This is a genomic window from uncultured Dysosmobacter sp. (assembly GCF_947631165.1).
Lineage (GTDB): Bacteria > Bacillota > Clostridia > Oscillospirales > Oscillospiraceae > Oscillibacter.
This window is the reverse complement of record NZ_CANRKH010000001.1, coordinates 128,938-148,733: the sequence shown is the minus strand read 5'-3', so window position 1 is coordinate 148,733 and position 19,796 is coordinate 128,938. Positions and strand designations below refer to the sequence as shown.

Below are 19,796 nucleotides of genomic sequence, written 5' to 3'. Positions count from 1 at the left end.
ATCAGCGTCCGCGTTCCTTCTTGTCAATGGCCCGCAGGGACGATTCCCCAGCGAAGCGGAACAGCGCGTCGGACATGACCTCCTCCGCCGTTTTTCCCACCTGCGCGCCGATCTTGCGGTAAAATTCGTAAAGATAGTCGTCCAGCATTAATTCCGTCTTTTTCATAAAGCATATCCCCCCTTCTATATCTGCAACACAATTATATTATCTATTATCATATAAATCAAGTCTGTTAAGCAATTAACTTTGCCCAATAGCCATGCTACCATATATGGAAAGGGGGCGGTATCGTGCGGAAAGAGAACAAGGAGAGATTTCGGGAACAATACCGCCTTCTGGGATTGCGTATTGCTTATTATCGGCGAAAAAAGGGACTAACGCAGGAGCAGCTGGCTGATATGGTGGACTGCAACACCAGTTTTATTGGGCAGCTGGAATCCAATAATAATGACCGCATTCACGCACCGTCTTTGTACACACTGTTTTGTATTGCGAAAGCGTTGGACATCCCCACCGCCAAGCTGTTTGAAGAATAAAAGGGACCACGCTGGGCCGCTCTCCGTAAGGAAGGCGGCCCAAGATGTTTGTTCAGGGATTTTTTAAGCTGGACTGGGACCGCTTATTGACTGGACCGGGCGCTGCTGTATTTTGCCATCGCCTTCTGCTGCGGCGCAGTGTTCTTTATGCAGCTCCAAGAGGATCGCTCCGCCTGGGAACTGGAGGACTGGCCATGCTGGTCGTGTGCGGCGTGGTGGCCCTGGGTGCGGCGGGCATAACGCTTATGCTGCCGCAAAAAAGCAGGCTGCGCTGTGCATGAAGGGATATTGGCCCAGTCAAAAACGATCATTCAGCCGGAAGGGCGGCACCCCATTGCGGAGCACCGCCCTTCCGGTGTTTTTCATTTTCTGGTCAGTCGTTCTTGTGCGCGTCCTCGTATGTACGCAGCGTGCCCTCCGTCATCAGAGACAGCTTGTGGAGCCGCTCATTCACCATGTCCCACATGCACATGGGCAGGTGGTCCCGGTGGCCCCGGTGCAGTGTGACGCACTCGAAGCAGTTGCCGTGGTGGGGGCAGGCCTCCTTGCAGGGGCAGTGGTCGCCGCTCTCCCGGACCTGCTTCAGAAATTCTTTTTTGATGGCCATGGCCTCCTCGTGGCGGCCCTCCCGATCCAGGTCGTTCTGCAAAATAGCCAGTTCGTTGCCGTCGATCTGCATAGTCCATCCCTCCCTTTCAAATCATTGTAAGGAATTTGTCATGGCCTGTCAAGATCAAAGCACTGCCCGGTTTTCTCCACAGGCACCGTGCAGGATTTGAACTCCGGGAACCGCTCCAAAAACTGTTTCGTAAAGCCAAACTCTCCCCACTGGTGCATGGGCAGGAAGCGGGCGATGTCCGCCAGTTCCAGGAAATATCGGGGCCCCCAGAAGCCCGATTCGCCCAGCCGGGGGTCCAGCGGCAGCATGGCCAGGTCAATGCGCCGCCCCCGCAGAGGCTCCGTGTACCGCTGGAAATTGACCTCCATGTTTCGGTTCCAGGCTTTGTCCTCGCCCTCCCAGTGCCACCAGTTCAGGTCCCCGGCGTGGAACAACGTCCGCCCATCCGCCGTGACCAGAAAGGCCACGCCTTCGTCGGTGGAGGGCAGCGTCTCCACCGAAACGCCAGACAGGGGAGAGACTATGTTGTTCCCACCCAGGGACAGGCATTTCCCGGCGGTCTCTTGGGAAACGCCCCATCGGGCCAGGTTCCGGGGGGACAGCCTGATGTCCTTTCCCAGCAAAAAGAGTATCTCCCGCGGGCCGTCGTTTAGGGCGAAAATGGCGGGCGAGAAGTGGTCCGGGTGGCGGTGGCTGACAAAGACCAGCAGGGGGATCTCCGGCCGCAGGGCCGGAAGCTCCCCCTTCCACCAGTCGAATAGCAGCGTCACTGACGGCAGCTCCACCAGGAAACCGCTGTGCGCTAAAAAGGTGACGCGCATCACAGATATTTTACTGCCGTGCCGTAGGCGATGACCTCAGCGGCTCCCTGCATCACGGCGGACGAGCCGTAGCGGATATTGATGACGGCGTCGGCGCCCAGAGCCGCGGCCTCGTCCACCATCCGCTTGGTGGCGATCTGGCGGGCCTCGTTCAGCATTTCAGTGTAGCCGGTGATCTCACCGCCCACCAGGGTCTTCATACCGGCCATAAAGTCCTTGCCGAAGTTTTTGGATTGGACCACGGTTCCCTTCACGATGCCAAGGGGTTCCAGTTCCTTTCCGGGAATGTAGTCAATATTCAGCAGCAGCATCTTCTTCTCCTCCTTGAATCTCTTCAAAACGTTTTTTTAATGCCAGCAGCGCCGGCAGGATCAACAGTAAACAGAATACGGCCAAGACCAGAAACAGGGCGAACGCCCACCCTGGCAGGTCCGGAATGAAGCAGAGGGACCCAAAACAGACGGCGCAGGCCGCCTGAAGCAGTCCGAACAGTACCACGCCCCGGACAGCGGAGCGCCTGCGGCGTTTCCGGCGCTCCTCAATATTGGCTGGCGTCATCTTCCTCACCTCCGTCGATCTCCCGCAGGCGCTGGCGCAGGGCTTTCAGGATACCCACGATCACCGCGCCGCCCACCACCAGCCAGCACAGCAGGGGGAACATGACGGCCACGCCCTCCCCGTGGTCCAGCAGGCCCATCAGACCAAGGACCATCACCACCAGTGGGACCATGTACAGGAGCACCAGCATCGTTACCACAATGGGCGCGATCTTCTTCCTAGTAGTTTTTCGCATCATCTTCCTCTCCTTTCCCAATCTCCCGGATGCGCTGGATCAGAGCCAGCACCACGCCGCCCGCCACCAGCAGGGGCAGCGCCGCCAGCACCAGCATCAATATCACGGGCGGCGCGCCGGCGGGATCGGCGAGGTATGCCCATAGAAACAGGGCGGCCAGGGCTGCCATCAGGGCCACCGTCAGCACAGCGATGACCACCGGAGCCACATACCGGATGCGGATGTCCTGCCTCTGCTTGTTTTGGAAGGTGGTGCCGGACTGCTCCATGGTCTCCATCTCCGCCAGGACGGCCCCGGCGTCCAGGTCCGCCAGCCGCTCCTGACAGCCTGTGAGGCGGTCACACAGCCGGATGGACTGCTCCAGATTGGCCCGGTCCCGCTCCAGCGTGATGAGATGGCGGCGCATACCGTCCCCCACGGTGTGGGTGCCAGCCTGCATGGCCCGGATCTCCTCCAGGGGCACGCCCAGCTTTCGCAGCAGCTTGATCCGCCGCAGGGCCTCTACTTCTACTTCACCGTAGTCCCGGTAACCGTTCTCGCTGTTCCGCCGTGGGGCCAGCAGGCCCTCTGCCTCGTAAAAGCGGATGTTTTTCTTTGTGATGCCCACCAGGGCTTCCACCTCGTTGATCTTCACGGGTCTCACCTCACTTCTGTGATTGACTATAGCGTATACCTTCCAGAAAGGGGAAGGTCAAGTGTTTTTAAAATTTTTTTCAGAAAGGTGGGAAGCGTTGCCGGGTTGTGGTATGATAATACCATGAAACAACATGAACTGACAACTGAAAATGTGCTCCCCCGCCTGCCGGAGCCGCTGCTGGCCTGGTACCGGGAAAACGCCAGGGACCTGCCCTGGCGGCGCACGAGGGACCCCTACCGCATCTGGGTGTCGGAGATCATGCTTCAGCAGACCCGCGTGGCGGCGGTCCTGGGCTATTATGCCCGTTTTTTGGAGGCGTTCCCCTCGGTGGAGGCTTTGGCTGCCGCCCCAGAGGACCGCTTGATGAAGCTGTGGGAGGGCCTGGGCTATTACAGCCGGGCCAGGAATCTGCAAAAGGCGGCGAGGCTGGTTGCGGAGCGGGGCAGCTTTCCGGACACCTACGAGGGCCTGCTGGCCCTGCCGGGCATCGGGGACTACACCGCCAGCGCCATTGCCTCGGCGGCCTTTGGCCGGCGGGAAGCGGCGGTGGACGGCAATGTTCTGCGGGCCGTGGCCCGGATCACCGACTGCCATGACGACATTCTGGATCCCAAAGTGAAAAAGGCGGTTCGGGACCAGGTGCAGGCCGTCATGCCGGAGGACGGAGAGAGCATCCGCATCTTCAACCAGGCTGCCATGGAGCTGGGGGCCACGGTCTGCGTGCCAAACGGTCCGCCCAGGTGCGGGGACTGCCCCGCCCGGGACTTCTGCCAGGGCCGCATCCGCGGCACGGCGGAGACGCTGCCGGTAAAAAAGCCCAAAAAGGCCCGGCGGGCTGAGGAGAAGACGGTGTTCCTCTTCCTGCGGGATGGAAAGACCGCCCTGCGGAAGCGCCCTGCCGCGGGCCTGCTGGCGGGATTGTGGGAGTTCCCCAACGTGGAGGGGACGCTGACTGAGGCCACCGCCCCGTCGGCAGTGGCCTCCTGGGGACTGGAGCTGAAGGCATGGAAGAACAGGCTGACCGCCAGGCATATCTTCACCCACGTGGAGTGGCACATGACGGGCTATACCCTGGAGGTGGCCGGGGAGGGGCCAGAGGACTTTGTTTGGGCCGACGCGGAAGGATTAAAGGAATACGCGGTGCCGTCGGCGTTCGCCCGGTACTACGCGGAAGCCATGGAACAATTAGGGATGAGGAGTTAGAAATTGTATGCGTGCGTGGATGGATTTTTGGCCTGCCTGCTGGGCTGATATACACGACAAAAAGAGCCGCCGGAGGGGCGGCTGAAAGGAGCGTTTTATGGGACTGCTGGTGGGGCTTCCGCTGAAGCTGTTTCATCTGCTGTTTGTGATCCTTCGGCTTTTATGGCCGCTGCTGCTGATCGCGGTGATCTGGTGGCTGGTCCGCCGCCGTCAGGGCCGCCCCCAGGGGGGCGGGACGGCCTCCGGCGCAAAAGAGCCGGAGTTCAAGGGGCCGGTGTATACTGTGGATTACGAGGAAGTGGACGAAGAGAAAAAGGACGGACAGTGAGATGGAGCTCGTCAATATTCTGCTGACTGCCTTGTTGCTGCTGCTTTTGCGGAAGCTGGTCTGGTGTCTGCGGTGGCTGTGGCGGTACTACCACGGGCAGGAGCCCCCGGCGCCCATCTCCTTTTTCCCCCGCCGGTCCGGCGAGACCTTCCGGGGGCACCTGCCGAAAGACGAAGACGAGGAGGAGTGACGATGCCGTCTTGGAAAAAGAGCGAGGACCCCTGGGACATGGAGCCAGGAAGGCCCGTTTCCACCGTGGAAACGCCGGAACAGGGGGAGTCCGCACCGAATAAGGGGCTGACGGCCTGGTACTGTGAGGATTGCCGGAAGCTGGCGGTGGACGTTCCGGAGACGCCGGAGTTCGGCTGTGCCGGAGAGAGCGCCTCGGAGACACAGCCGGACAGCCGGGAGGAAACGCCCCATGATCTGTAACATCTGTCCCCGCAACTGCGGCGCGGAGCGGACGGGGACGAAGACTGGCGGCTTCTGCCGGATGCCCAGCGTCCCGGTGGCGGCCCGGGCCATGCTCCACCAATGGGAGGAGCCGTGCCTGGTGGGGGACTGGGGCGCGGGCTGTGTGTTCTTCTCCGGGTGTAACCTGCGGTGCCGCTTCTGCCAGAATGGGACTATCTCTCAGGGAAACGTGGGCAAAACTCTGACAGCGAGGCGGCTGCGGGAGATATTTCAGGAGCTGATCGCTCAGGGGGCGGCCTGCCTGGACCTGGTGACCCCAACCCATTTCACCCCTGTCATTCTGGAGGCTTTGGGGAATGAGCCCTGGCCGGTGCCGGTGGTGTGGAACAGCGGCGGATATGAGAAGCCGGAGACGCTGTGGCTGCTGGAGGGGAAGGTACAGGTGTACCTGCCGGACCTGAAATACGCCCTGCCGGGGCCGGCTAAGCGATACTCGGCGGCGGAGGATTATTTTGACTGGGCCAGCGCTGCCATTTTGGAGATGTTCCGCCAGACGGGACCGTACCGCATGGCGAACGGGGCGTTGAAAAGCGGCGTGCTGATCCGCCACCTGATCCTGCCGGGAGAGCTGGAAAACACCCGGCGGGTTATCGACTGGGTGGCGGAGACCTTCCGTCCCGGCGACGTGCTGTTCTCCCTCATGAGCCAGTACACCCCTCAGCCGGGGGCTGCGGGGAACCTTGCCCGCCATGTGACGAAGGCGGAGTACCGGGCGGCGGTGCAGTACATGGAAAACTGTGGTATCGTGGATGGCTATACCCAGGAGCGGACCTCCGCGAAAGAGGAATATACCCCAGAGTTTGATTTGGGAGGCATTTGAATGAAACAGAAAACAGCACATGGAAAAGCGATCTGGGGCGTTGTGCTGGCGGCGGTTCTGCTCATCGCCGCCTGGGTGCTGTGGCCCCGGTCCCTGGCGGGGCTGCTGGATGCCTCCACGGAACTGCGGGTGACGCTCTCATCACAGCACGGGGAGCTTTTGGTGGAACCGGGAACGCCGGAGATGGAGGCCGTTCAGACGGTTCTGGAGCGGTACAGCTACCGGATGCGCTGGAGCGCAATACCCGGGCTTGATGTTTTTTTGGATGAGAGGCTGAGTGAGGGCGGTTTGAATATCACCCTGAAGGACGCCAAGGGAGGCGGCTTCCATTTTGGCGATGCGGGAAGCGAGTTCTGCTGTTTTCCGTCAGCCAGGCTCGCCTGCCTGAAAGGGCAGGCGGCAACAGGCTCTGCACTGCGCGGAGAATTGATGGCGGCATTGGATATCCACTAAAGGAGAATGGACATGGAATATAAAAAGAGACGCCCGTGGGCGTCTCTTTTTCACATTTATTTCCGATCTCCCAGCTTCCGCAGGGTCTCCATGGCCTCCTGAAATTCCTTTGCCATGGCGGAGGGGTTGCCCTGCAAAATGCGCAGGGACCGCTGGTAGGTCTTGGCGGTGCGGGCGCGGACACTGGCCTCCCGCTCCCGAACCCGCTGGATGGCCTCGGTCAGGTCCTGGCGGCGCTCATCCAGCGCTTCCGCCGTCAGGTCGGGGATGTCCGCCAGGTGCTCCCTGCAGACCTCCAGCGCTTCGGAGATGGTATGCAGGACCTCCAGCTTGGCATTGGTGCGGCGGCGGAGAGCGGACTCCAGCAGTTCCTGACGGCGCTGCTTCCGGGCCGTTTGGGCATCCCGGAGCTGGTCCACGCCTTCTTCCAGTCGGAGCTGCCAGACCTGTTTTTCCACCTCCGTCCGTTCCCGGAAGCGGCGGAGGTCATCCTCGGCAAAGGCAGCGGCCACCTCAGCCCGCTTGGCCAGACGGCGCAGATCCTCATTTTCCTCTGTGAGCTTGGTAAGGACCTCACGCAGGTCCAGAGCGGCCTGGACGGAGCGGACCACATCCACGGTAAAGACTACGGTAAGTCCCAGGGCCAGGGGGTCCACCAGCCAGGCAGGCACGTCCGCCAGCAGCCGCCCGATGGGCGGATGGACAAAGCGCACCAGCAGGATGGAGAAAAAGCCCCAGGCGATAGAGCTGGTGAGGCAGATGTGGCCGTTGAGGTTGAACCTTTGGCTGGAATAGTCCCAGTAGCGGACCTTGAAGATCTTCTCCATGGCGGCGCCCACCACATATTCCAGCACGGTGGCGGACAGCATGCCGAACAGCCAGATCAAAGGCAGGCTTCCCGCCACCGGCAGGGTCGTGAACAGGATGATGATAGCACCAGAACCGTAAATGGGCAGCAGAGGCCCCTGCAAAAAGCCCCGATTCACCCAGCGGCGCTGCCGGGCGGAGACATAACAGGACTCCCATATCCAGCCGCAGAAACAGTAGAAGAAAAACAGCAGGACCCATTGGCCCGTGGTGTAGACGTGCATAGTACCCTCCTGACAATTAGGAATGGGATATCAGATAAGCGTAAAAAGATACGAGATAAAAGACATTCTGTCAACCGGCCATCTCTTATCTTTTAAACCCTGTCTCATTTCCAATTCCTTATTTATTACGGTGTGATCCGAAAGTCTCCCTTTGCAGCGGCTTCAGCCCGGCGGCGCTTGTCCTCCGCCAGCACGTCCAGCATTTCACCAATGATTGGGTTGGACACCAGAAAGCCCTGGGGAGTCAGATGCCAGCGGCCATCTTCCTGTACGGCGTAGCCAGCCTCCCGGCACTGGGCCAGGAAGGGCAGAAAGCAGGTGAAGCGGCGGCGAAAGCGGGACTCAAATTCCCGGGGGTCCAGCCCTCGAACGGTCCGCAGACCCAGCATGATCCACTCCGTGTCCCGGTCCAGAGGCGGGATGCGCTCACTCTCCGACAGCAAGGGAGATCCGTTCTTTACGCCCTGGATATAATCCTCCAGATCTTTTTCATAAGCGTACCGCACACCGCCGAAGTCCGAGTGGGCGCCGGGGCCGAAACCGGCGTATTCCTCCAGCAGCCAGTATTTCAGGTTGTGGCGGGATTCCCGGTCCGGCAGGGCGAAATTGGAGATCTCGTATTGCCGATAGCCGTGGCGAGCCAAGTAATCCACTGTATGCAGATACATGGCCGCCTGTTCATCGTCTCCCGGCATGCCTGCGGTCTCCCGGCGGGCAAAGAGGGGCGTACCCTCCTCTACCTTCAGCCCATAGCAGCTCAGGTGCTCCGGGGCCAGCTCCACCGCCGCCGCCAGATTTTCCTGCCAGCGGTCCAGCGTCTGGTGGGGGAGACCGTAGATCAGATCCAGGGACAGGTTGTCGAAACCGGCTCTGCGAGCGGCTTCCACAGCGGCGCGGACCTGCTCCATGGTGTGGATACGGCCGATCTCCGCCAATTCTGCGGCGCAGGCGGACTGCATCCCCAGGGACAGGCGGTTGACTCCCACTTTGTGAAGGGCTTTCAGGATCTTCCAGTCCCCGGCGGAGTCCGGATTGGCCTCCAGCGTGACCTCTGCGTTTTTGGATACGCGATAGGCCTTGAACACCGTTTTCAAAAGCTTCAGGAGCCGTTCTTTTCCCAGATAGCTGGGGGTCCCACCGCCGAAATACACCGTATCCACCGTGTGTCCCGCGGCAAAGGGCGCCGTTTCCAGCAGATGGGCACAGAGGGCGGCGGTATAATCATCCATGCGGCTCTCACTGCCGGCAAGAGAATAGAAATCGCAGTAAGCACACTTTTGCTTGCAAAAGGGAATGTGGATATAAAGCCCCAGGGGCTTGCCAGGCGTTTTCATGCGGATTCCTCCTGAATGAGCTATGAGATAGTGTACCGCGTTTCGCCACCGTTTGCAAGCGGGGAGCGCCTGCAATAGCGGGAAGGGCGGCATCCCATAGGATGCCGCCCGCTTTTATGCCAAAGTTTCGATTTCCGCGCTGTCCGCCGGAGCGTCCTCCGAAGGAGAAGCAGGCGGCAGAGCATCAGCGTTTCCCTCCGGCGGCACTTCCTGTCCGGCATCCAGCGCCAGTTCATTCTCCGCCAGAGCTTCCTCTGGCTGCTCCGGCGGGTCCAGCAGGAACTCCACCAGACCCACCTGGCTGTTCTGGGGATAGGTGTTCACGACCCAGTCCGGGGTCTCGGTAAGGCCCCGCTCCTCCCAGAGCTGGGCCACGGCCTGGGCCACCTTATCGGCGCCGTCCTGTCCCCAGTAGCCGATGCGGACTGCCAGCTCCGTGCGGTCATTGTCCAGGGCGGTCTCCAGCAGGCTGTAAATGCCCTCCGGGCTGGTGGCATTCACCACGGCCTGGATCTGCTCCGCCGTCCGGCGATAGCCGATCTGAAGAACGACTTCATAGTATCCCCGCTGGGCCTGGCTGGAGGAGGTGATGTACGCCACAGCGTAAGCGCCCAGGGGCGTCTCCTGCTGGATCTCCACGGCGGCCCGCTCCAGCGTGTCCGCTACTGTCAGATCATCCTCAAAGTTATAGAGCCGCAGGGTCGCGGCCTCTGTATGCTGGCCGATGAGCAGCAGCAGGTCGTTGACGATATCCTGGTAGTTCTCCGCCCGCAGGGTCCCAGCGGCCTCGCTCTCCCAGAACTTGCTGCTGTGCGGTTCCTCCGTACTGTATTCCCGCTCCAAAAGGGAGGCACAGCCTGTCAGCAGGCACAGCGCCAGCGCCAGAAAAAGCCCCTGCGATATCCGCCGTTTGCCCATGGGCGCGCCTCCTTCCATACCGTCAGTCAGATACTTGGACCGCCGGACCTCACAATCCCAGGTCCTCGTCCACCAGGACGACCTCCGTCTTCATGCCCTCCATGGGAGCCCACAGGGTCACCAGCGCCCGGCAGACGCGGTCCGGGCTTTTGCAGTCATAGCAGCGGTCCAGCTTGACGGCGCAGGGGGTCCGCTTATTGAGCTGCCTGGCCCGCCGGGGTGCGGCTACATTTCGGGCGCGCCAGACGGCCTCGTCATATGTAGCGGCCAGCTTGTTGCGGCCGATCACAAAATAGACCTTTTCGTGGCCGAACATGGTGGCGGCCGCCCGGTTCCCAACACCGTCGATGTTGACGATCTCGCCAGTCTCCGCCAAAGCGTTGGCAGAGGAGAGGTAGATATCCGTCTGCATGGCCGCCCGCCGGGCAGGGCCTGCCTCCTGCTTCCAGTGCCAGATCACGGTGTTGTGCTTTTCCAGCAATTCATACAGACCCAGGGCGTTCAGCGTGGCAGAGCCGCCGAAGCCCACAGTTTTGCCGTCGATTGCCCCATCCAGATAGGCGGCGGCTTCAGCGCCGGTGGCAAAGGCCTGAACGGCAAAGCCCCGTGCGCGCAGGTTTTTCTCGACCGTTGAAAAATCCGTCATGTCAAATATCCTCCTTTTGGTATTCTCCAAAGCCCTCACCTAATACTTCATGGGCGTTGCAGACAATGAAAAAGGCCCGAGGGTCCGTTTCGTGAACAATGCGCTTGATCTGCACGATCTCCCGCTGGCGGAAGGCCACCATCAGCACCTGCTTTTCCGTGTTGGTATAGGCGCCCCGCCCATGTAGGATGGTCACGCCCCGGTCCTGCTCCTCCAGCAGCGCGGCGGTGATCTCCTGCCAGCCGTTAGAGATGATATATGCCACCTTAGCGGTGTTGGGACCGTACAGCACCGCATCCATGACCCGGGAAGAGACGAACAGCCCCACCGCGCCGTATAGCGCTGCGTCGATCCGGCCGAAGGTCAGGGCCGCCAGCGCCAGGACCACGCCATCCGGCACCAGCATCAGTTTTCCCAGCGGGAGCCAGGGGAGCTTTAGCTTCAGCAGCCGCGCCACGATATCCGTGCCGCCGGTGGTGGCCCCCTGGGAGAATACCAGACCGAAGCCCGCGCCCATCATGGCGCCGCCGCACAGGCAGGCCAGCATGGGGTCCATCGGCGCAAAAGTCCAGAAAGCGGCGATGAAGTCGATGGCGACGGAGCTGACCGCCATGGAGAACAGGGAGGACAGCAGCAGATGGAAGCCGATGAGCTTCCATCCCGCCAGAAACAGGGGGATGTTGATGAGAATGGTGAGAAGGCCCACGGAAAGCCAGGGTATCAGGGCGTTGATGACCTGAGCAATGCCGGTGACGCCGCCCATGGCCACCTGATTGGGGGCATAAAACCAGTCAAAAGCCAGAGCGAAGGCCAGGGACCCCGTTGTGATGATGCCGTAGCTTTTTAAAATGTTTTTCATAGCTCAATCCAGCAGGCCCAGCTGCTGCTCCTCGGAATCCTCCTGCCGCAGCAGCGCTCCGGCGGCAGGCACGGCCCGGACCCGGTAGCGGCTCTGGTTCACGATGGAGGTCTCTTCCAGAGGCTTTACCGTGTCCAGACGGTACTTGGGCTTCAGGTTCATCACTGCCACGCCCTGGGTTGTGCGGGTCGCCTTGGGAGCCAGCAGGGCGGTGTGGAAGATCAGGCAGCGAGGCTCTGTGGAGTACACCGCCAACTCCCCGTCTCCATCCAGCCGCCGGATGCAGGCCAGGGGAGATTTATCAGAGTAAGCCCCGGTGAGCTTGCGGCGGTTGGAGGTAGTCTTGTAGGCGGCGATATCCACCCGGGCTGCCTTGCCGTTTTCAAAAAAGAACAGCAGCCCGCCGGAATAGTCGCCCGGCAGCACGGCGTAGACCACGGCTTCCCCGGCATCCATGCCCAGCTTCACCGGCAGATAGTCGCCCAGAACGCTGGCCTTGGCATCGTCGAACTCGCCCAGGCGGGTCTTGTACACCTGGCACTTGTCGGTGAAGAACATGATCTCCGCGTTGGAGGTGGTCTCAAAGCTCTGGCGCAGGCCGTCGCCCTCTTTGTATTTCTGCTCGCTGTTCATCCGCAGGGAAGCGGGGGTTATCTTCTTGAAATAGCCTTCCCGGGAGAGGAAGATGCTGACCGGATATTCCTCGGCAGGCTCCTCCTCCGTATAGACCTCGATCTCATGACTGTATACGATGGAGGTGCGGCGGGGCTCGCCGTATTTTTTGGCAGCCTCATTCAGCTCGTCCACAATGATCTTCTTGACCCGCTGGGGGCTGTTGAGGGTCTCCTCCAGATCGTCGATCTCATCCCGCAGGGCGTCGGTCTCCCGGGTCCGCTTGAGGATGTACTCCTTGTTGATGTTCCGCAGCTTGATCTCCGCCACGTACTCCGCCTGGATCTGGTCGATGCCGAAGCCGATCATCAGATTGGGGATGACCTCGGCCTCCTCCTCTGTCTCCCGGATGATGCGGATGGCCTTGTCGATATCCAGCAGAATGCGCTTCAGGCCCTTTAGGAGGTGCAGCTTGTCCTTCTTTTTGCTCAGCACAAAGTAGAGCCGCCGCCGCACGGACTCCGTCCGCCAGGCAGTCCACTCCTCCAAGATCTGCCGGACCCCCAGGACCTGGGGGCTGCCGGCGATGAGAACGTTGAAATTGCAGGAGAAGGCGTCCTCCAGGGGCGTCTGCTTGTAAAGCTTGGCCATCAGCTTGTCCGGGTCCGTACCCCGCTTCAGGTCAATGGCCAGCTTCAAGCCGGAGAGGTCCGTCTCATCCCGCATGTCGGCGATCTCCTTGGCCTTGCCCGCCTTGATCAGCTCCGCTACCTTGTCCAGAATGGCTTCCACGGTGGTGGAATAGGGGATCTCATAGACCTCGATCAGATTTTCCTCTTTCACATAGCGGTACTTGGCCCGGACCCGCACGCTGCCCCGGCCCGTCTCATAGATGTCCCGGATGGCATTGGGGTCGCAGATCAGCTCGCCGCCGGTGGGGAAGTCCGGGGCCAGCAGGGTCTCCGTCAAATCACAGTTGGGATTTTTCAGGTAGGCCACGGTGGTGTCGCAGACCTCCTTCAAATTGAACCCGCAAAACTGGGAGGCCATGCCCACGGCGATGCCGCTGTTGGCAGACACCAGAATGTTGGGGAAGGTGGTGGGCAGCAGGGCCGGTTCCTTCATGGAGTTATCATAGTTGTCTACGAAGTCCACGGTGTCGCTGTCGATGTCCCGGAACAGCTCCTGGCAGATGGGAGTCAGCTTGGCCTCGGTATACCGGGGCGCGGCGCAGGACATATCCCGGGAATAGGTCTTGCCGAAGTTGCCCTTGGAGTCCACAAAGGGCGTCAGCAGAGCGCCGTAGCCCCGGGAGAGGCGCACCATGGTGTCATAGATGGCGGCGTCGCCATGGGGATTGAGCTTCATGGTCTGCCCCACGATGTTGGCGGACTTGGTCCGCGGCTTCGTCAAAAGCCCCATCAGGTACATGGTGTACAAGAGCTTGCGGTGGGAGGGCTTGAAGCCGTCGATCTCCGGGATGGCCCGGGAGACGATGACGCTCATGGCATAGGGCATATAGTTGGTCTCCAGGGTATCGGTGATGGGCTGCTCCACCACTGCCGCGTGAAGGCCCATGACGTTGGGATTATTCACTTTTGGCCGGTTTTCCTCCGGCTGCTTCTTCTTTGGCATAGTCTCATGATCCTTACTTGCAGATTCGGTTGCCGCGCCTCCGGACGCGGGGGACGTTCAGCCCTCCGGTGCGCTGGCTGTTCCAAAAGCGGCCTCTCCCCGCCCTGGACCCACGCAGATGGCTCGATCGCCGCCGTGAAAAGTGCCGGAGAGCGTATACGCCGCATAGTTTCTCCCTCTTTTTCCATTTCCCCGTGCTCTGTGGGGAATTGTGCATAATAAAAACTGCTCACAAATGGGAACGCTGAGGGAATTCCTGACATTAAAAAAGTCGCATGACGAACAAAAATCCGAACCCCAGACAGTCCAGGGCAACGAAAAAAAGCCCAATTCCCCGGGAAATGCGGCGGCGGTTCGCAGGGGTATCATCCGTTAGCCGGCGGTCTGTCTTGCAGGAATAGATACCGCCATCTTTGCGATAAAAAAACATACCGCACCCCAGGTCCGTGCAGACCATGGCCAGGCCCAGTGCCAGCAGGAAAACAAAGTCAATGCCGCACAGAAGCAAAAACATCAGATCCTCGCCTGCCACAGTTGTCCGCCTCCTTCCCCAGAGTCAGGAAATATCCGCCATTTCTAAATATTTGTAGCCATTTTCCGCGATGTGGTCCTTCCGCCCCTGCAGATTGTCGCCCAGGAGCAGGTCAAAGACGGCGGCGGTGCGCTCCACATCCTCCGGCATGACCCGGATCAGCCGCCGGGTCTCGGGATTCATGGTGGTCAGCCACATCATGTCCGGGTCGTTCTCGCCCAGGCCCTTGGAGCGGTCGATCTTGATCTTCTTCCCCTCCAGGTCCTTCACAATGTCATTTTTCTCCTTGTCGGAGTAGGCAAACCAGGTCTTGTCGCCGCAGTTGATCTCAAAAAGGGGGGTCTCCGCGATGTAGACGTACCCTTCCCGGATCAGCGTCGGCGTCAGGCGGTAGAGCATGGTCAAAATCAGCGTCCGGATCTGGAAGCCGTCCACGTCGCCATCGGTGCAGATGACCACCTTGTTCCACCGCAGGTTCCCCAGGTCGAAGGAGGCCATGTCCTTCACGTGCTTGTTCTGGACCTCCACGCCGCAGCCCAGGACCTTGATGAGGTCTGTAATGATCTCGCTTTTGAAGATACGGGCGTAATCCGCTTTCAGGCAGTTCAAAATTTTGCCCCGCACCGGCATGATGCCCTGGTACTCGGAATCCCGGGCCAGCTTGACGCTGCCCAGAGCGGAGTCGCCCTCCACGATGTAGATCTCCCGCTTGGTCACGTCCTTAGTGCGGCAGTCCACGAACTTCTGGACCCGGTTGGCGATGTCGATATTGCCGGAGAGCTTTTTCTTGATGTTCAGCCGCTGCTTTTCCGCACTCTCCCGGGAGCGCTTGTTGATGAGGACCTGTTCGGCGATCTTCTCCGCGTCAAAGCGGTTCTCGATGAAGTAGATCTCCAAATTGGAGCGCAGGAACTCCGTCATGGCCTCCTGAATGAACTTGTTGGTAATGGCCTTTTTCGTCTGGTTCTCATAGCTGGTCTGGGTGGAGAAGTTGTTGCTGACCAGCACGATGCAGTCCTCGATGTCCGCCCAGGTGATCTTGCTCTCATTCTTCTGATATTTGTTCTGCTCCCGCAGATACTTGTCGATGGCGGAAACGAAGGCGGATTTGGCGGCCTTTTCCGGGCTGCCGCCGTGCTCCAGCCAGCTGGAGTTGTGGTAGTGCTCGATGACATTCACTTTATTGGAAAAGCAGCAGGCCACGCTGAGCTTTACCTTGTACTCCGGCTTGTCCGCCCGGTCCCGGCCTTTCTTCTCCCCCTGCCAGAACACGGGAGAGGTGAGGCTGCCCTCGCCAGCCAGCTCCGCCACGTAGTCCGTGATGCCGTTTTCGTACAGGAACTCCGTCTCTTCGAACTTCCCCGGCTCCGTCTCGTTGCGGAATTTGAAGGTAATGCCTTCGTTCACCACCGCCTGGCGCTTCATCACGTCGGTGAAGTACTCCGCCGGGATGGCGATGTCCGTGAACACATCCAGATCCGGCAGCCAATGGGTGCGGGTGCCAGTCTTTTTGGCCTGGTTTTTGGGCAGGGGGGACTTGTTCAGTTCTCCCACGATCTCACCCCGCTCAAAGTGCAGGGCATATTCCTGGCCGTCCCGCCAGACGGTGACGTCCATGTACCGGGAGGCGTACTGGGTCGCGCAGGCGCCCAGGCCGTTGAGGCCCAGGGAGTATTCATAATTGTCGCCGGAGAGGTTGTCATACTTGCCGCCGGCGTACAGCTCACAGTATACCAGTTCCCAGTTGAACCGCTGCTCCTTCTCGTTCCAGTCCACCGGGCAGCCCCGGCCCATGTCCTCCACTTGGATGGAGCGGTCGGCAAAGCGAGTCACGGTGATGACCCTGCCATGGCCCTCCCGGGCCTCGTCGATGGAGTTGGAGAGGATCTCAAACACCGCGTGCTCGCAGCCGTCCAGCCCGTCGGAGCCAAAAATAACGCCGGGACGCTTTCGAACCCGGTCGGCGCCCTTCAGCGAGGAGATGCTTTCATTGCCGTAATCTTGCTTTTTTGCTGCCATAGTTCCTCCGCACAGGCAAAAACTGCCTGAAAAACAATATTATAAATATTGTATCACGGTTTAAATCCATGTTCAAGTACCGACTTCCGGCAGCGGCCTTTCCCGCCTTTTCCCGGCCATTTTCGGGAAAATGTTGTTGCGCAATATTTTCCATAATTACGATGTCACCTGGAAAAACCTTTATATTTCAGAGTTTTTCACATTCTCCACAGAGTTTTCCACACAGTTATGTCAACTCTAAAAAACGAAAAAAGTAAGTGAGCTGCACATGGAGACACAGCTGGAAAATCGGGAGATCGTGGCCGTGGAAATACTGGCTGCCGCCGCTGGCAGAAGTCGGAAGGACGTTCTGGCAGCGGGCCGCTCACACGCATCAAAACAGCACAGAATGACGCCGGCCCTTTACCGGCGGGCTGGGATGTGGTATCATAAACGAAACACCACATGTAACGGGCGGAGGGAGCCGGACATGAATCTGCAGCAGCTGTACTATTTTCAGAAGATCGCCGAGTGCCAGCAGTATACCCTGGCGGCCCGGGAGCTTCATGTCACGCAGGCCACGCTGAGCTACGCCATCACCAACCTGGAACAGGAGCTGGGGGCCAGACTGTTTGAGCGGAAGGGAAAGACCGTCAGCCTGACGCCCTGTGGGACAGCCTACCTGGACTGTGTGGGGGAAGCCTTACTGGCTCTGGAGCGGGGCAGACAGGCGGTGCGGGACACCGCCCTTGCCGCCAAGGCGATGGTGCGGATCTCCTATCTGGAATCCGTCAAGCATCTGATTCTGCGCCTGATGGCGGACATGTGCGCCGGAGGGGAGGATCCGGACCTTCGCTTTGAGCTGCTGCCCTCCAACGCCTCAGTGATCGAGCAGCAGCTCCTGCGGCGGGAGGCGGATCTGGGTGTCTCGACCCTGCCGGCGGCGGAGGGCATCGCCTCTCGTCTCATTGGCTATCAGGACAATGTGGTGGTCGTGCCGAAGCAGAATCCCTGGGCCTGCTTGGATGCTGTCTCCCTGGCGGACCTTGATCATCAGCGATTCATCGCTTATAACCGGGAGTGCCGGATCCGGGCGTACTACGACGGCATTCTGGACGCTGCCGGGGTCCGCCCCGAGATCTTTGCGGAATCCCGGTTCCACAGCAACATTTTGGATATGGTGTCCCTCGGGATGGGCATCGCCCTGGTCCCCCGGATGAAGCGGCTGAAGGAGCGCTATGACTTGGTGGCCCTGCCGATCCGGGACAGCATTGCGCCCCGGGCGATCTATCTGCTTTGGATCGCGGACACGGAACTGCCGCCGGAGGTGGAGGCTTTCCGGCGAAGCCTGCTGGAGAGCGGCGATCTGGCCCGCTATTTGTGATATGGGCAAGAAAATACCTCCCTGGAGCCATGCGCCAGGGAGGTATTTCATCGATCCGGAAGCGCACCTGCGTTTTCCGCGGGCGGTGGTCAGCGTTTTTTAGCCCCGCACCGCAGCTTTTTGAAAATGCCGGCGGAGGACAGCAGCATGCCCACGATGACGGCCAGCAGGAGCAGGGACATGGGGTGGGTCAGGATATCGCCCAGCAGGGCGGTGAAGCTGCCGCCCACGGTCATCACCGCCCGGCGGAAGTTCAGTTCGATGAGGTCCACCAGGATGATGCCCAGGATGGCGGGGGCCACCGGGAAGTGATACAGCTTCATCAGGTAGCCCAGAATGCCGAAGGCGATCATCCAGTAGACGTCCATCAGGCTGTTGTTGATGGAGAAGGCACCCACCACGGACAAAATGATGATGATAGGCATCAGGATGTACTTGGGGATCTCCACGATCTTGGCGAAGAGTTTGATGCCGGTAAAGCCCAGGATCAGCAAAAACACATTGCCCACGAACATGGCGCCGATGATATACCAGAACACATCAGAGGATTCCTTCATCATCAGGGGGCCAGGATTCAGACCGTGGATGTACATGGCGCCGATCATGATGGCGGTCACCGCGTCGCCGGGGATGCCCAGAGTCAGCATGGGGATGCAGGCGCCGCCGATGGCGGCGTTGTTGGCGGACTCGCAGGCTACCAGCCCCTCGATAGCTCCCTGGCCAAAGGGAGTCTCAGGATTTTTGGTGGACCACTTGGCATGGTCGTAAGCCATCAGAGCGGCAATATCGCCGCCGGTCCCCGGCAAGGCTCCTACAAAGGTACCCAGCAGGGAAGTGCGGATAGACAGCGGCAGGTATTTCAGAATATTTTTCCAGCCGGGGACGATCTTGTCCACCTTCTGCTTCACAGGCTGGACGGTGGGGTCCCGCAGCTGGATCAGCGCCTCGGACATGCCGAAAAGGCCGATCATCACCACCACGTAGTTGACGCCCAGCATCATATAGGTGTGAAAGGAGGAGCCAGAAGGGCCTGCCACGAACCGCAGATGGCCGGTTTGGCTGTCCAGCCCGATAAAGCCCACGAACACGCCCAAAGCGGCGGACATAACGCCCCTGGCCGGAGATTCACTGCCCAGACTGCCCACCAGCAGCAGGCCCATAACAGCCAGAAGGAAGTAGTCTCTGGGGGCGAAAGCCATAGCCACCTTGGCCACCTGAGGCGCGCCCAGAGCTAGAATCACAGTGCCGATAAAGCCACCCAGCACCGACTGCACTACCGTGATGCCGATGGCCTGTCCCGCCAGGCCCTTTTGGGCCAGCGGATAGCCGTCCAGTGCGGTGGCCACGGCGGCGGGAGCGCCGGGGATATTCAGCAAAATGGCGGAGCGTGAGCCGCCGTAGACGCCGCCGATGTAAATGCCGATCATGGCGGCCATGGCGGGCAAAACGTCCCAGGAATAGGTGAAGGAGATCAGCAGCGAGGCGGCCATGGTCACAGACAGGCCTGGCACTGCCCCGATATAGATGCCGAGAAACACGCCCACGCCCAGAAAGAGCAGGAGCTGGGGGTCCAGCAGTGCCCGAAGCATGTAATCCAGATGTTCCATAGATGCCTCCTTACAGCAGCTGGACCTTGAAGATGAACTGGAACAGGACCAGGATGCAGGCCAGCGTAACGGCGGAGATCACCAGGGCGCGGCCCTTACGGGCTTGGTTCAGCGTCATCATGGAGCCGGCCAGAAAGGCGAAGGTGGCGATGGGGAAGCCAACCAGCCCCAGCAGCACCGCGTACAGCAGGCAGTACAGAATGATCAGCCCCACCGCGCTCGGGAACAGGAAATGAAACAGCTCCCGGGCCTTTTGCCCCAGCGCCAGGCCCTTTTCCCAGCCCCGGGGGCAGCCCCGGATCTCAAAGCGGATCATCACGCTCATGGCCAGCAGGATCACCGAGGTGATCAGCGGCATCGTGCCCTCTCCGCTGAGGGTAGGGGCTTTCACAAAGATACGCAGCGAAGCCGCCAGACAGATCAGGCTGAACAAGGCCAGGACCGTCAAAAATCCGTTCTCGCCTTTTTCAAGGGATCTTTTTTTCATGGGAAATT

At 60.1% G+C, this 19,796-nt stretch carries 26 protein-coding genes; 9 read left to right on the top strand and 17 right to left on the bottom strand.

Annotation, left to right across the window (positions count from 1 at the left end):
• Nucleotide 1 precedes the first annotated feature (1 nt).
• The gene (locus Q0Z69_RS00880) at nucleotides 2–166 is read right to left on the bottom strand and encodes a hypothetical protein (RefSeq protein ID WP_298028866.1); all 165 of its coding nucleotides are present in this window, start codon (nucleotides 164–166) and stop codon (nucleotides 2–4) included.
• A 125-nt stretch (nucleotides 167–291) separates the two neighbouring features.
• Between Q0Z69_RS00880 and Q0Z69_RS00875 the strand changes: the two genes are divergently transcribed.
• Both Q0Z69_RS00875 and Q0Z69_RS00870 read left to right on the top strand, forming a co-directional pair.
• Nucleotides 292–537, top strand: coding sequence for a helix-turn-helix domain-containing protein (locus tag Q0Z69_RS00875; protein ID WP_298028864.1), 246 nt, complete (start codon nucleotides 292–294; stop codon nucleotides 535–537).
• Nucleotides 538–581: 44 nt separating this feature from the next.
• Complete coding sequence (locus Q0Z69_RS00870; protein ID WP_298028862.1) at nucleotides 582–818, top strand: hypothetical protein; 237 nt, start codon at nucleotides 582–584, stop codon at nucleotides 816–818.
• 92 nt (nucleotides 819–910) lie between these two features.
• On the opposite strand, the gene Q0Z69_RS00865 is transcribed toward Q0Z69_RS00870, so the two are convergent.
• From Q0Z69_RS00865 to Q0Z69_RS00840, 6 genes are read right to left on the bottom strand one after another with little or no spacing between them, the layout of a single operon-like run.
• The gene (locus Q0Z69_RS00865; RefSeq protein ID WP_298028860.1) at nucleotides 911–1,216 is read right to left on the bottom strand and encodes an LPS biosynthesis protein; all 306 of its coding nucleotides are present in this window, start codon (nucleotides 1,214–1,216) and stop codon (nucleotides 911–913) included.
• A gap of 38 nt (nucleotides 1,217–1,254) precedes the next feature.
• Nucleotides 1,255–1,977, bottom strand: coding sequence for an MBL fold metallo-hydrolase (locus tag Q0Z69_RS00860; protein ID WP_298029021.1), 723 nt, complete (start codon nucleotides 1,975–1,977; stop codon nucleotides 1,255–1,257).
• Nucleotides 1,977–2,288, bottom strand: a complete 312-nt coding sequence (locus Q0Z69_RS00855; RefSeq protein WP_298028858.1) for a YbjQ family protein — start codon at nucleotides 2,286–2,288, stop codon at nucleotides 1,977–1,979. Before Q0Z69_RS00855 ends, Q0Z69_RS00860 begins: the two co-directional genes overlap by 1 nt.
• Complete coding sequence (locus Q0Z69_RS00850; protein ID WP_298028856.1) at nucleotides 2,269–2,535, bottom strand: hypothetical protein; 267 nt, start codon at nucleotides 2,533–2,535, stop codon at nucleotides 2,269–2,271. Before Q0Z69_RS00850 ends, Q0Z69_RS00855 begins: the two co-directional genes overlap by 20 nt.
• Nucleotides 2,516–2,773, bottom strand: a complete 258-nt coding sequence (locus Q0Z69_RS00845; protein WP_298028854.1) for a hypothetical protein — start codon at nucleotides 2,771–2,773, stop codon at nucleotides 2,516–2,518. Before Q0Z69_RS00845 ends, Q0Z69_RS00850 begins: the two co-directional genes overlap by 20 nt.
• Nucleotides 2,754–3,404 (bottom strand): MerR family transcriptional regulator, encoded by a 651-nt coding sequence (locus tag Q0Z69_RS00840; RefSeq protein WP_298028851.1) that lies wholly within the window; start codon nucleotides 3,402–3,404, stop codon nucleotides 2,754–2,756. The genes Q0Z69_RS00845 and Q0Z69_RS00840 overlap by 20 nt, the downstream gene beginning before the upstream one ends.
• A 123-nt stretch (nucleotides 3,405–3,527) precedes the next feature.
• Here Q0Z69_RS00840 and mutY point away from each other — a divergent pair, with 123 nt between their 5' ends.
• From mutY to Q0Z69_RS00810, 6 genes are all read left to right on the top strand, one after another.
• Complete coding sequence (mutY, locus tag Q0Z69_RS00835) at nucleotides 3,528–4,610, top strand: A/G-specific adenine glycosylase (RefSeq protein WP_298028850.1); 1,083 nt, start codon at nucleotides 3,528–3,530, stop codon at nucleotides 4,608–4,610.
• Nucleotides 4,611–4,707: 97 nt separating this feature from the next.
• Nucleotides 4,708–4,938: a hypothetical protein gene (locus tag Q0Z69_RS00830; protein WP_298028848.1), complete on the top strand. Its 231-nt coding sequence runs from the start codon at nucleotides 4,708–4,710 to the stop codon at nucleotides 4,936–4,938.
• A gap of 1 nt (nucleotide 4,939) precedes the next feature.
• Nucleotides 4,940–5,128, top strand: a complete 189-nt coding sequence (locus Q0Z69_RS00825) for a hypothetical protein (protein ID WP_298028846.1) — start codon at nucleotides 4,940–4,942, stop codon at nucleotides 5,126–5,128.
• Between the two features lie 2 nt (nucleotides 5,129–5,130).
• On the top strand, nucleotides 5,131–5,370 hold the full coding sequence (locus tag Q0Z69_RS00820) for a hypothetical protein (protein WP_298028844.1): 240 nt from the start codon (nucleotides 5,131–5,133) through the stop codon (nucleotides 5,368–5,370).
• A complete protein-coding gene (locus Q0Z69_RS00815; RefSeq protein WP_298028843.1) occupies nucleotides 5,360–6,232 on the top strand; it encodes a 4Fe-4S cluster-binding domain-containing protein in 873 nt (290 codons plus the stop codon). The genes Q0Z69_RS00820 and Q0Z69_RS00815 overlap by 11 nt, the downstream gene beginning before the upstream one ends.
• Nucleotides 6,233–6,685, top strand: coding sequence for a hypothetical protein (locus Q0Z69_RS00810; protein ID WP_298028841.1), 453 nt, complete (start codon nucleotides 6,233–6,235; stop codon nucleotides 6,683–6,685).
• Between the two features lie 56 nt (nucleotides 6,686–6,741).
• Here the strand turns inward: Q0Z69_RS00810 and Q0Z69_RS00805 are convergent, their stop codons facing one another.
• The 8 genes from Q0Z69_RS00805 to Q0Z69_RS00770 form a co-directional block, all read right to left on the bottom strand.
• Complete coding sequence (locus Q0Z69_RS00805; protein ID WP_298028839.1) at nucleotides 6,742–7,776, bottom strand: putative ABC transporter permease; 1,035 nt, start codon at nucleotides 7,774–7,776, stop codon at nucleotides 6,742–6,744.
• 125 nt (nucleotides 7,777–7,901) lie between these two features.
• Nucleotides 7,902–9,110, bottom strand: a complete 1,209-nt coding sequence (hemW, locus tag Q0Z69_RS00800; protein WP_298028837.1) for a radical SAM family heme chaperone HemW — start codon at nucleotides 9,108–9,110, stop codon at nucleotides 7,902–7,904.
• Between the two features lie 114 nt (nucleotides 9,111–9,224).
• A complete protein-coding gene (locus Q0Z69_RS00795; protein WP_298028835.1) occupies nucleotides 9,225–10,028 on the bottom strand; it encodes a hypothetical protein in 804 nt (267 codons plus the stop codon).
• Between the two features lie 49 nt (nucleotides 10,029–10,077).
• The gene (locus Q0Z69_RS00790; RefSeq protein WP_298028833.1) at nucleotides 10,078–10,674 is read right to left on the bottom strand and encodes a lactate utilization protein; all 597 of its coding nucleotides are present in this window, start codon (nucleotides 10,672–10,674) and stop codon (nucleotides 10,078–10,080) included.
• A 1-nt stretch (nucleotide 10,675) separates the two neighbouring features.
• Nucleotides 10,676–11,533: a YitT family protein gene (locus tag Q0Z69_RS00785; protein ID WP_298028831.1), complete on the bottom strand. Its 858-nt coding sequence runs from the start codon at nucleotides 11,531–11,533 to the stop codon at nucleotides 10,676–10,678.
• A 3-nt stretch (nucleotides 11,534–11,536) separates the two neighbouring features.
• On the bottom strand, nucleotides 11,537–13,780 hold the full coding sequence (locus tag Q0Z69_RS00780) for a DNA topoisomerase (ATP-hydrolyzing) subunit A (protein ID WP_298028829.1): 2,244 nt from the start codon (nucleotides 13,778–13,780) through the stop codon (nucleotides 11,537–11,539).
• A gap of 262 nt (nucleotides 13,781–14,042) precedes the next feature.
• Complete coding sequence (locus Q0Z69_RS00775) at nucleotides 14,043–14,312, bottom strand: hypothetical protein (protein WP_298028827.1); 270 nt, start codon at nucleotides 14,310–14,312, stop codon at nucleotides 14,043–14,045.
• Between the two features lie 24 nt (nucleotides 14,313–14,336).
• Entirely contained in the window at nucleotides 14,337–16,331 is a 1,995-nt protein-coding gene (locus Q0Z69_RS00770) for a type IIA DNA topoisomerase subunit B (protein WP_298028824.1), read from the bottom strand.
• A gap of 469 nt (nucleotides 16,332–16,800) precedes the next feature.
• Between Q0Z69_RS00770 and Q0Z69_RS00765 the strand changes: the two genes are divergently transcribed.
• Nucleotides 16,801–17,694 (top strand): LysR family transcriptional regulator, encoded by an 894-nt coding sequence (locus Q0Z69_RS00765; protein ID WP_298028821.1) that lies wholly within the window; start codon nucleotides 16,801–16,803, stop codon nucleotides 17,692–17,694.
• Between the two features lie 89 nt (nucleotides 17,695–17,783).
• On the opposite strand, the gene Q0Z69_RS00760 is transcribed toward Q0Z69_RS00765, so the two are convergent.
• Nucleotides 17,784–19,301: a tripartite tricarboxylate transporter permease gene (locus Q0Z69_RS00760; RefSeq protein WP_298028818.1), complete on the bottom strand. Its 1,518-nt coding sequence runs from the start codon at nucleotides 19,299–19,301 to the stop codon at nucleotides 17,784–17,786.
• A 10-nt stretch (nucleotides 19,302–19,311) separates the two neighbouring features.
• Entirely contained in the window at nucleotides 19,312–19,788 is a 477-nt protein-coding gene (locus Q0Z69_RS00755; RefSeq protein WP_298028815.1) for a tripartite tricarboxylate transporter TctB family protein, read from the bottom strand.
• Nucleotides 19,789–19,796 lie beyond the last annotated feature (8 nt).